This window comes from Limnofasciculus baicalensis BBK-W-15, assembly GCF_024178385.1.
Taxonomy (GTDB): Bacteria; Cyanobacteriota; Cyanobacteriia; order Cyanobacteriales; family Coleofasciculaceae; genus Limnofasciculus; species Limnofasciculus baicalensis.
Genome location: NZ_JAMZMM010000018.1, coordinates 22865 through 34638, shown reverse-complemented (window position 1 = coordinate 34638; position 11774 = coordinate 22865). Strand labels below are relative to the sequence as shown.

The following is an 11774-nucleotide window of genomic DNA, read 5'->3' as shown; positions in this document are numbered from 1 at the left end:
GGATGCAACAATAACAGAGTGGAATACAGTTTTAGTTGGTGATAGCGCTCGGAACAGAATTATTGAATGCACCATTGATTCAGGCAAAATAATTAATATTTATGAGTACAACCCAGAGTGGAGAATTTATCAAATTCTCGTAAGATAAATTAAGACATTTAAACTAATGATAACACTTAATCATCGATATGATTTTCTGCCTCGCTTTTACCGATTGGCGCTGATGAATATTCTCTCCAGTATTGTTGTGCCGTTGTCAGGTTTGATAGACCTAGCTTTTTTAGGACATTTATCTGACATCCGTTACTTGGCTGGAGTAACCTTAGCTATGGTTTTGTTTAACTACCTATACCGCACTTTAAACTTTTTAAGGTTTTCTAGTAATGGTATGACAGCACAAGCTGTGGGAGCAGATGATCGAGAAGCTATACTGTTGGTTTTACTGCGGAATGGTCTAATTGCCTTAGCGATAGGTATATTGATTCTGATTCTTCAGTACCCTTTGCAAAAGTTGGGGTTTACCTTTCTAGTAGGCGAAACAGAGGTGAAAAATGCAGGACTTGACTATTATAATGCTCGGATTTGGGGTGCGCCTGCGGTATTGTTCAATTTCGTTTTGGTTGGTTGGTTTTTCGGGCGGGAGATGAATGGCGTTGTTGTCTTGTTATCTTTCCTGGAAAGCCTTACGAATGTGGTGCTAGATTACATATTTATTATTCGCTGGGGTTGGGCAAGTACAGGTGCAGGGTTGACTACAGCAATGAGCCAGTATTTATCGTTTTTTGTGGGTTTGATTATAATCTGCTTTCACATTGATTGGTCAATAGTATCAGCAACTATTCAAAAAGTTTTAGATTTCTCAGCCATCAAAGCCACTTTTAAACTAAATGGGGATATGTTAGTTAGGAACTTAACTTTGGTTTCTACTTTAGCAATTTTTGTAGAAGTGAGTTCAGCAATGGGGACAACTATGTTGGCTGAAAATAGCCTACTCATCCAAGCAGCGGCTTTTAATATGTTTATTATTCAGGGAGTAGGATTTGCTACCCAAAGCCTAACTGGCAACTTGAAAGGGAAAGGAGATTCCGAAAAGCTTGAACCCTTGCTGAAGATTGCCATTCTGACTAGCTTATTTCTTTCTATTCCCATGGCGATTGTGTATATCCTCTTTCCTCAAACTGTATTTGGGCTGTTAACCAACCACAGAGAAATAACAGAATACATCTCTAACTTTACGCTCTGGCTATTACCTTACCAGGTATTTTTTGGAATTACTTGGATATTTGAGGGATATTTTGGGGGTTTAACTGAAGGAAAAATATTACGGAACTCTGCTTTAGGTTCCTTTGGGCTAGGATTTATGCCTATGGCTGTAGCGGCATGGTATTTTCACAATAACCATTTGTTATGGTTCGCTATGTCATTAGCCCCATTAATAGGCATCGCGATGTTTGGGATACGGTTGATAAAAACCTTAAGAATTAATATTGAGAATCCTACCACTTCTCCAACAGGTGTTGAAAATTAAAACTCATACCAAATCCTAAACCTAAAAATCCTAAATTGCCAGATTTTTCCTTAATTTTTCATCCCGCTAACAGGAATCTCTATAATCATTTCTGTTCCTTTACCTGGTTCAGAAATACAAGTAAGTTTACCCTGATGTTTTTCTACCACAATCTGATAACTGATAGACAACCCCAAACCCGTACCTTTTCCCACAGGTTTGGTAGTAAAAAATGGATCAAATATATGCTGACGAACCTCCTCACTCATCCCAGATCCATTATCAGCAATTCGGATAACAATGAATTTAGATGTTTCATTTTCACTCTTGACAGTTGACTCTTGACTTAATGAAGTACTAATGGTAATAACCCGTGGAGAAAGTTGTGTTTCCAACGCATCAATAGCATTAGTTAATAAATTCATAAATACCTGGTTTAACTGACTAGCATAACAAATAATATTAGGCACTGTACCATAGTCTTTAATTAGCTCAATATTAGGACTATCGTTTGTCCCTTTGAGGCGGTGCTGTAAAATAAGAAGAGTGTTCTCAATTCCCTCATGAATATCTACAGGTTTGAGATCTGATTCATTCAGTCTAGAGAAGCTCCGTAGAGATAGAACAATCTGGTGGATTCGTTCGGCACCGACTTCCATTGACCTCATGAGTTTTGGCCAATCTTCCCGCAAAAAATCTAATTCAATTTCCTCAATTAACTTGCTAATTTCCAGCGTAGAATCTGGATATGTCTCCTGGTATAATTGAATCAAACGAATCAGATCTTGAGCATATTTGGTAGCAGGAGGTAAATTACCCCAAATAAAATTAACTGGATTATTAATTTCATGAGCAACTCCAGCTACCATTTTGCCTAAACCTGACATTTTTTCCGATTGAATTAGGTGGCTTTGGGTTCGTTTTAATTGCTCTATAGTAAGTTGAAGCTGACACGCTTTTTCTCGCTCTCGATCTTCTGCCAACTTCCGTTCTTCTATCTCTTTTTGCAGGAGGGCATTTTGGTCTTTCAGTTGCTTTTGTAGACTTCGGAGGGTTAGTTGGTTGTTGATTCGAGCCAAAACCTCTTCACTCTGAAATGGCTTAATTATGTAGTCTGCCCCACCTACTGCAAAGGCTTCAATTTTATCCGATACCTGATCGAGAGCGCTTAAGAAAATTACTGGTATATCGGAGGTTTGCGGATTAGCCTTGAGGTGTTGACAAACTTCATAGCCACTCATTTCAGGCATATTGATATCCAGCAAAATTAGATCTGGTTTTGCCATTTCTACCCCTTGCAAGGCAAATTTACCACTGAGCGCTTTCCTGACTTGATACCCTTTAGAATAAAGCATAGTAGATAACAATCGCAAGTTATCTGGTGTATCGTCAACGATCAGAATATTTCCTTTTAAACATTGATCTGGCTGGTAATTCATGAGAATGAAATGTTAATCTATACTCTATGATTTGTTACTCGTGAACTGAGTTGACATCGATGCAATCAACAATGACATCTAGACGAAAGTTATCAATCAAATTAGTTAAGATTTTAGCCAGAGCTATCTCACGCTCTGGAATTTGCCTAATTAACTCGCTCGCTAACTGATCGTCCATAGCAATTGCTGCCTGATAAAGTTCTTTTATCCAACTATCTGACATACCACTAAAATCCTTTTTAGTTAACCTTAATGACTCTAGAGATTTTGGGATTAAATTGGCTTGATTTTCATTCTTATAGACATAACGAACCCCCAAGTAATGAGAAATTTTTTTAAGAAGGATTTCCTCCCGAAATGGTTTTCTAATAAAGTCATCACAACCAGCATCTAAAATAGCTTGGCGTTGCTCCTCAAATGCGCTAGCAGTTAGAGCAATAATTGCTGTATTGCGGCTATTGGGGAATTGCTTAATCTGTTTAGTAGCTTCATATCCATCCATAACGGGCATACAAATATCCATCAAAATTAAATGAGGTTGCCAACTTTCCGACAGGCTCACAGCTTCTTCTCCATTCACCGCTTCACATATTTCAAAATCTAAATGAGAGAGCATCTTAAGCAGGAGTTGACGATTTTCCAGAATATCTTCAACAATAAGAATGCGATATTTGGGTTGATTTGCTTCTAAACCAATAACGCGCTCTTGGGAGACTTTTGTTTCAATATCCTCCGCTTTTGCCAAGTCAACCAAAATATTAAATCTAAAAATTGATCCCCGATCCAATATACTTTCAACAGTAATATCTCCACCCATTAATAGCACAAATTGGCGACTAATAGCCAAACCTAAACCAGTTCCTTCCATGGACTGATGACCTGTGTTAGTTTGTACGAAGGGATTGAATAACTTATTTAATTCGTTCTGGGCAATCCCAGAACCAGTATCTTCGACTTCAAATGTGATAGTTCTTTGTTGCTTGTTATTGGTTATTTGTTGGTTGTTTTTTGTTATTTTTTCTTTCCTATTATCCGCTCCCGCACGGAGGATTACGTGACCTTTTTGAGTAAATTTAATCGCATTACCAAGTAAATTAATCAGTACTTGACGTAATTTACTTTCATCAGTACATATATATTGAGGAATAGCAAAATCTCTCTCGAAAATAAGTTGTAATCCTTTAGAATTAGCTTTAAGTCTGAGCATTTCTTCTAAGGAGTCGAGCAGCCAATGTAAATCGAAGCATGTTTCATTTAACCCAATTCTACCAGCTTCAATTTTAGACATAGATAAAACATCATTAATCAACTCCAATAAATGCTCGCCACTGCGATTAATAATTCCCAAATGTTTCCGTTGTTCTAAACTTAAAGACTCGTCATAAGCGAGAATCTGACTAAAGCCCAGAATTGCATTAAGTGGAGTTCGCAATTCATGACTCATAGAAGCTAAAAAGTCACTTTTGGAACGATTCGCCATTTCTGCTACTTCTTTAGCTTGTTCTAGCGCTTCCTCCGCTTGTTTTCTTTGAATGACAAGGGATGCAAGTCTGGCTAGAGATTCAATAACTTCTAATTCTCTAGGTTCAGGCGATCTAACTTCGGTAAAATATAGAGCAAATGTCCCTAAAACCTTACCCTTATCCGATAGAATTGGCTCTGACCAACAAGCTCTCAATTTGTAGGATAAGGCAAGATCTCTCAATTCTAACCACAATGGACTATTAGCAATATCTTCAACAATTGTTCGTTTGCCAAAATAAGCTGTTGTACCACAACATCCAACCATCGGACCGATTAACAATGGATCTATTGCTTCTACAAAAGCGGAGGGAATCTGCGGACTGACAAACGGGCGTAAATGCTGTCCATCATCTTGCATCAGGAGAATTGAAGAATACATTTGAGGTGTTAAACAATCGACTTGATGGGTCATTTCCAGCAAAACATCATGTAACGATCTACCCTTAGTTACCATTTCCAGAACTGTTTTCTGAACTTTATCTAACCATTCACTGTGCTTGCGTTCGGTAATATCCACTGCAATTGAAGCGCATCCGAATGCAGAACCATGTCGATCTAGTAAAGGTGCATTATACCATTCGCAAATAATATTTTTTCCCCCTTTAGTTAGATTCTCAATGATGTTATGATATCCACCCTGCTGAGTGAGTAATGTCTGCCATGTTTGGTAAATCTCTACTTTATTATTTTCCGGAACAATTAGTGAAAATCCCTGAGAGCCAATAATTTCTGTTGCACTATAGCCAAAAATAGATTCAGCCGCTTGATTCCACGCCATCACTTCTCCATTATTATTCCATTCTATAATAGCTAACGGTGCATTTTGGAGCAAAAAAGATAATTTTTGTTCGCTTGTCCGGATTCGTTCTTCAGCTTGCTTACGGAGGGTAATATCTTGAAGCGAACCAACCATTCGCTGGGCTTTTCCCTCCTCATAAAGGGTTTGTCCCCGCACCAAAACCCATTTGTAAGTTCCATTTTTACAGCGGAGGCGATATTCATCTATATAGAGTTTTGACTTTTTATTTAGGTGAGTGCGCAAATTTTTAATCACCCGATCGAGATCTTCTGGGTGAACATTTGATTGCCATTGATGAAAATGAAGATTGATTTCGCGATCTGCATAACCTAGCATTTGCTGCAACCTTGCAGAAATGAATGCTTCATTAGTTTTTATATTCCAGTCGAAAATTCCATCATTATTACCTTCCAAAACTAACTGCCAGCGTTCTTCACTTTTCTTAAGAGCTTCTTCTGCTAACTTCCGTTGAGTAATATCAGTTTGCACCCCAATATAATGAGTTAATTTACCCATGACATCTCGAACAGGTGTAATAGATAATTCATTCCAGAAAAGGCTGCCATCTTTCCGATAGTTTCGCAAAATAAATTGACCTTCTCCACCTTCGGCAATAGTACGGCGTAATTTATTAATAACAGGTTGCTTAGTATCTTGTCTTTGTAAGAAGCGAGTATTTTTACCAATTAATTCCTCGCGGGTATAACCTGTGATCCTTTCAAATCCTGAATTTACATAAACAACTGGACGATCCGCTGCCTGAGCGTCGGTAATTATAATACCGTTGTTTGCTACTGCGATCGCTCTCTCCAGTAACCGCAAGCGTTCTTCTGCTTGTTGGCGCTTCATTTGCTCTTGATTTTTACTAATCACTCTCCCCAAACTTTCTGCCATCAATTCAATTAGTTCTTTCTCTCGATTGTTGAATTTTTGATGTCTAATCTGGAGAGATAAGAAATTGATAGTTCCGTAAATCTTTCCATCAACAAATATAGGAGACCCCAGGTATGACTCTAGCTTTAAATCCTGACAAATCGGAGATGATTTTATCTCTTTAATCTTACCAATGTGAGCATAAGCGATCGTCTTTTTAAGTTTGATTATCGGACTACAATAGGTATCACTCAAGTTAAATGATTCGTTTATTTTAAATGTTTGTATATTGGATCTAACTGCGATTATCTTATAATCTTGATTCTCAATTTGACTGATAATACCCGTGGAAAAACCTAAAATATCGCATCCTGTCTGGAGATAATCTGCAAAAATATCTTCGATATTATTGTGACTCTTCGTATTTAAATGATGGAGCTTTTTGAGATTAGCGCTAAACTGGGCTAGAATTTGAGATTTATTTTTCAGTTGAATCTCGGCTTGCTTGCGAACGTCAACTTCCTGTTGCAACTGATCGTTTTGTGCTTGTAGTTGCCTAGATAGATTTTGAATTGTCAATTGATTCTCGATTCTCGCTAAAATTTCCTCTACCTGAAACGGTTTTGTTATATAGTCAATTCCTCCAATTTCAAATGCTTTTACTTTGTCAATAGTTTGATTTAATGCACTCAGAAAAATTATGGGTATGTCGCGAGTATTTGAGTTAGATTTTAGCCTATTACATACTTCATAGCCATTCATATTAGGCATCATAATGTCAAGCACGATCAAATCGGGAGGTGATTCTTTCACTGCATTTAATGCCAGTTGTCCACAAATCGCTCGTTGGGTTTTATAGCCTCTGTCATTTAGTATTTTTGATAAGAATCTGAGATTATTTGGGTGGTCGTCAACGATCAATATTTTGGCAGGATTACTGTTCATTTATTTTTTGTTTTTGGTTAATTGATTATATCTTTTTTGCCATAAATTGAGGACAAGCAAATACCAACTTGTTATTGGTTGTTTTCTTGAAAAATAACCAATAACCAATAACCAATAACCAATAACCAATAACCAATAACCAATAACCAAAGTTTAAACCAGAAACCCCATATCTTTCAATCCTTGATCCAGCCGCTGCGCTTCCGCCTGATTATGGACGGAGTGAAGAGCGATTGCTTGCGTAAATGCGGATAAACTTTCTGGTATTTTACCAATTTTAAGCAAAACCACACCCAAATTTTGATAAGCATCGGCATAGTCGGGATTAAGCTTAATCGCCTGTTGGTAGGATGCGATCGCGTCCGTTAACTGTCCCATCGCTTTTAAAGTCATGCCCAAATTATTATGCCCTACAGCAAAACTGGGATCGATCTCTAATGCCATTTGATATGCCATTTTAGCCGTCACCAAATCACCCACCCGCAATAACAAACCTCCTAAGTTATTATAAGCACCAAGTTTAAGATGGGGTAAAATTGGTTGCTGAATCGCCGCTTGATAATGCTCCGCAGCAGAGTTAAAATTATTTTCTCTAGTACAAGCATTGCCCAGATGGTAGTGTAGTTCAAATAACACAGAACCCTCGACATGAGGATCGGTTAAACCTCTCTCTAAGAGTTCGATACCTTGACTAACCTCACCAATCGCAATATAAAGAGCGCCTAATTTACTACAAACATACCCATCATTGGGATGATTTGCCAGAAATCCCTCCATCGCAATTTGCGCCCTATTATATTTATCCAGCGCGGCGATTGCTTCTGGTTTATAGCCATAGTGATTGATGGCTACATTTGGCAGAGAAATCACTTGCCAATGGGGTTCTCGCTGTAATAGGGATTGTACGCTATCATCTACCATGGCATGATACGGACGAGAAAAGCGAATCTCTCGATGACGGCGGAATAAACGGGATACCAGAGAATAGGGAGATTGAGATGCGCCCACTTCTCGCCGGATCAGGTTTACCACCAAATACCGCGATCCTTCCAACAGGGCGTTGCGATGGCTTCGCCCGCCCACGGCATCGCACTCAATTACTCGTTTAATTTCTGGTACAATCTCCGGTGTCAGAACCTCGTCTGCATCCAGCACCAGCACCCAATTTCCCTTCACGTATTGCAGCCCATAGTTGCGAGCTACGGAAAAATCATTGCACCAATTGAAATAATAAACTCTTGCACCATAGTCTTTGGCAATTTCAACTGTGCGATCCGTGGAACCTGTATCAATAATTACCATTTCATCCACTAGAGTTTTGACACTATCTAAAACTCGCGGTAGAGATTTTTCCTCATTTTTGACAATTGTACAGAGACTAAGTTTCATTTAGCTTAAAAATGGGTAATGGGGGGTGGGGAGTCCCACAGCGGATGCCGTATCGGGAGGTGGGGAGTCCAACAGCGGATGCCGTGTCGGGAGTGGTGAGTAGGAGGGCAGGAAACAAGCAAAATTTTTTTGCTTGTTCCCTGTTAAAGGTTCCATGTTTTTGACTTTTGAGTGACTTTTGACTTTTCTCCTCCCCTCTTTTTACCCCAATTCAGCCAATCTAGATAATATTAAAGTAACAGTAGGATTATTCAGGGCAGCATTATGTATCCAACCACCCCACCTTCTGACCCCAAAGAAGTCTTAACAAAAATGTACGATCTTCCTAGGGTAAACTCTCAGAGATTAGAATTGGCTGATAAATATCAGCTCTTACAACCTCAGTTACTAGGAGACACTTTTCGGCCTCCCAACTACCTCGTGCAACAAATCTTAGTCGCTAGGGATGTAAAGCTGTACTACGATCCGCAACAGACAAGTAAATACAAGCGTTCTGACTGGTTTGCTCTAGTGGGTGTCGATCCATGTTACGAACAACGGGATTTAAAAACAAGCTATCGGGTATGGCAAGAAGAAATCAATCCTTTTGTAGTAGTCGATCTCCGTTATTCTGATACGGAAATAAAAGATTTAGAGCCAAAGTTGCCAAGGGAAAATCCCTCACTGAGTAAGTGGGAAGTATATGAACAGATTTTGCGTATCCCCTATTATATTCTGTTTGACAGTAAAACTAACCATTTAAGAGTACGTCAGTTAGTTGATAATCGCTACAAAGATTTAAAATTGAGCGATCCCCGGATCTGGATGAACGGAGTTCAGTTGGGTTTAGGATTATGGCAAGGTACTTATCAGGGCATCAATCGACGATGGTTGCGTTGGTATGATGGTTCTCTAAAATGGATTTTGACTCACGAAGAACGAGAACAGAAACGAGCAGAATTATTAGCAAAACAACTAATTGTGCTTGGAATTGATGCGGGTAATTCTTAAATATAGCAATTGAAAAACTGAGACACCCAGATAAGCCAATTATCTGATAAGCATAAGCCTAACTTTTGACTTTCGCTTTGCTATAAATCCGGGTTATCCACCCCCTTTATCCTTCGACAGTTGAAACCCCTACTGTACAAACGAAGTCTGGATGGTGCGCAGACTAAAAGATCGAGGGGGTATTGAAGCCAGATTTGGTACGATCGCTATAGTTACCAGCCATCGGTCATTCGTTGTTAATAAAGACGAATAACCAATGATTAATAACTATTCTTGATTAGAAATCTTTAGGGGATTTGCCGGAGCCTACCAAAAGGAAATATTCTATCTCCTAACTACTACGACATAAGCTAATCTGTGCGGGCATACCAACTCAACAGACTAAAAAACACAACCTTTACAAACTGTAAAGCTGCCCATACTTGTGTCGTATATAACGGATGAATGGTTCGATATGTAAAGGAGCACCTGTAACATTATGGATTAATTCCGCTGCTGTGTACTTGGAACCATGTTGGTAAATTTTATCCTTCAACCAATTATGCAAAGTCAGAAATTCTCCTTGCTTAATTTTAGCTAATATTTCCCCACGCTCTGCTAAAGCAGCAGCGAAAAATTGGGCACTCATCAAATTCCCAAGGGTATAGCACTGAAACATCCCGCCAATTTGACCAGAGTACCAATGAACGTCTTGCAATACACCATCAGTATCAGTTTCTGGGATAATGCCAAAATCAGAGCGATAGCGTTCTCTCCAAGCTTCAGGGAGATCCCGCACTGCTAAACTACCATCTAGCATTTGGAGTTCCAAATCAAAGCGAATCATAACGTGGAGATTGTAAGTGATCTCGTCTGCATCAGTACGAATCAGCGATCGCTTAACTTTGTTAATAGCTCGGTAAAAAGTATCTACAGAGACATTACCTAACTGCGGCGGGAAAAAAGCTTGTAACTGAGGATAGAAAAATTGCCAAAACCCCAAACTCCGCCCCACTAAGTTTTCCCAGAGTCGGGATTGACTCTCGTGAACACCTGCAGAAGTACCACCTGATAAAGGCGTACCTTCAAACTCTGGGTTAATCCCTTGTTCGTAAAGTGCATGACCCATTTCATGGATACTACTAAAGAGCGCTTGACTGAGATCTTCCTGATAGACGCGGGTAGTAATCCGGACATCTCCGGTAGAGAAGTTAATCATAAAGGGGTGGTGAGTTTGATCTTGACGACCCCGTTTGAAGTCATACCCTAGCTGATCGATAACTTTGAGTGTAAAATTGAGCTGTTCGGCTTCCGGATAAAATTGAGTTAGACAACTGTCATCAGGAGCCGGTTGGGAAGTAATCGCCTCCACAATTGGTACAAGCTCATCACGCAACTGAGCAAATAGCGATCGCAAAAACGATGCCTTCATCCCATAGTCGGCAAAGTCAATGAGCGGATCTGCAATATGCTCGTAATCGGGGGAAAAGTTAGCCAACTGGCGACTTAAATCTAAAGTTTTTTCTAGATAAGGTCGCACTAAAGCAAAATTATTTTCAGGTCTCGCTCTTGTCCACGCTTCATAAGCATCTGTCCGATGCCTAGAAAATTCTGCCATAAACGATGCAGGTATTCGCACCGCTTGTTTATATTTTCTGCGAGCAATCCGGATTAAACTAGCTTCCTCAGAATGGTAAGGTAGACTCAGCTCTAGAAGACTTAAATCTTCTATGAGATCGCCAAGGGCTGCCTCAGTAAACTTGGTGTGAGAAATTTGCTGCAAAGTTGCTAACTGCCTTCCCCGAGCTACTGCACCACCAGGAGGCATATAGGTGGCCTGATCCCAATATAAAAGGGAAGCAGCCGCTTCGATATCGTTAATTTCGGCAAGGCGGTTTTTAAGGTCAAGAAGTTTCGGTTCTGTCTTTTCGATAGTCTGCATGGTTTGGGAGCGAAGCATTAATAAAGTCGTTTGCTATGGTTTAGGACAATCTATTCCAATGTATGTAAATGTACACCTGACAATTGAAAAGGAAATATTTCCCTGCTTTCGAGGGGAAACACAGCTAGGCTGACAACTAGGCGCTGGCAAAGAGCCTAAATAACTTGACTGCTGCACTGCTTCCCCTCGAATCAGCAGGGAGATGACTAACCCTGATAATGCTGAAATTCGAGGAATTGGCTAAAGAGCCAATATGTCCTAACAGCCAATTCACAATGGCTGGGGGATTTGAGAGATCGATAAGCTATTATTGTGCCATTTTTGTACAACTTCCGCACTGTAAGGAAAGGATGAAGGATGAAGGATGAAGTATGAAGTATGAAGTAA

Annotated in this window: 6 protein-coding genes; 2 read left to right on the top strand and 4 right to left on the bottom strand. The window is 39.5% G+C overall.

The window, feature by feature from the left end; genetic code table 11:
* The first annotated feature begins 166 nt into the window (after window positions 1–166).
* A complete protein-coding gene (gene gntT / locus NJ959_RS03520; protein WP_254010362.1) occupies window positions 167–1528 on the top strand; it encodes a guanitoxin biosynthesis MATE family efflux transporter GntT in 1362 nt (453 codons plus the stop codon).
* A gap of 50 nt (window positions 1529–1578) precedes the next feature.
* Here the strand turns inward: gntT and NJ959_RS03515 are convergent, their stop codons facing one another.
* The 3 genes from NJ959_RS03515 to NJ959_RS03505 form a co-directional block, all read right to left on the bottom strand.
* On the bottom strand, window positions 1579–2946 hold the full coding sequence (locus NJ959_RS03515; RefSeq protein ID WP_254010361.1) for a hybrid sensor histidine kinase/response regulator: 1368 nt from the start codon (window positions 2944–2946) through the stop codon (window positions 1579–1581).
* 34 nt (window positions 2947–2980) lie between these two features.
* Window positions 2981–7087, bottom strand: coding sequence for a PAS domain S-box protein (locus NJ959_RS03510; RefSeq protein ID WP_254010360.1), 4107 nt, complete (start codon window positions 7085–7087; stop codon window positions 2981–2983).
* Window positions 7088–7240: 153 nt separating this feature from the next.
* Window positions 7241–8476, bottom strand: a complete 1236-nt coding sequence (locus tag NJ959_RS03505) for a tetratricopeptide repeat protein (RefSeq protein WP_254010359.1) — start codon at window positions 8474–8476, stop codon at window positions 7241–7243.
* Between the two features lie 264 nt (window positions 8477–8740).
* Here NJ959_RS03505 and NJ959_RS03500 point away from each other — a divergent pair, with 264 nt between their 5' ends.
* Window positions 8741–9466, top strand: coding sequence for a Uma2 family endonuclease (locus NJ959_RS03500; protein WP_254010358.1), 726 nt, complete (start codon window positions 8741–8743; stop codon window positions 9464–9466).
* Between the two features lie 397 nt (window positions 9467–9863).
* On the opposite strand, the gene NJ959_RS03495 is transcribed toward NJ959_RS03500, so the two are convergent.
* Complete coding sequence (locus tag NJ959_RS03495) at window positions 9864–11387, bottom strand: carboxypeptidase M32 (RefSeq protein ID WP_254010365.1); 1524 nt, start codon at window positions 11385–11387, stop codon at window positions 9864–9866.
* Between the last annotated feature and the right edge of the window lie 387 nt (window positions 11388–11774).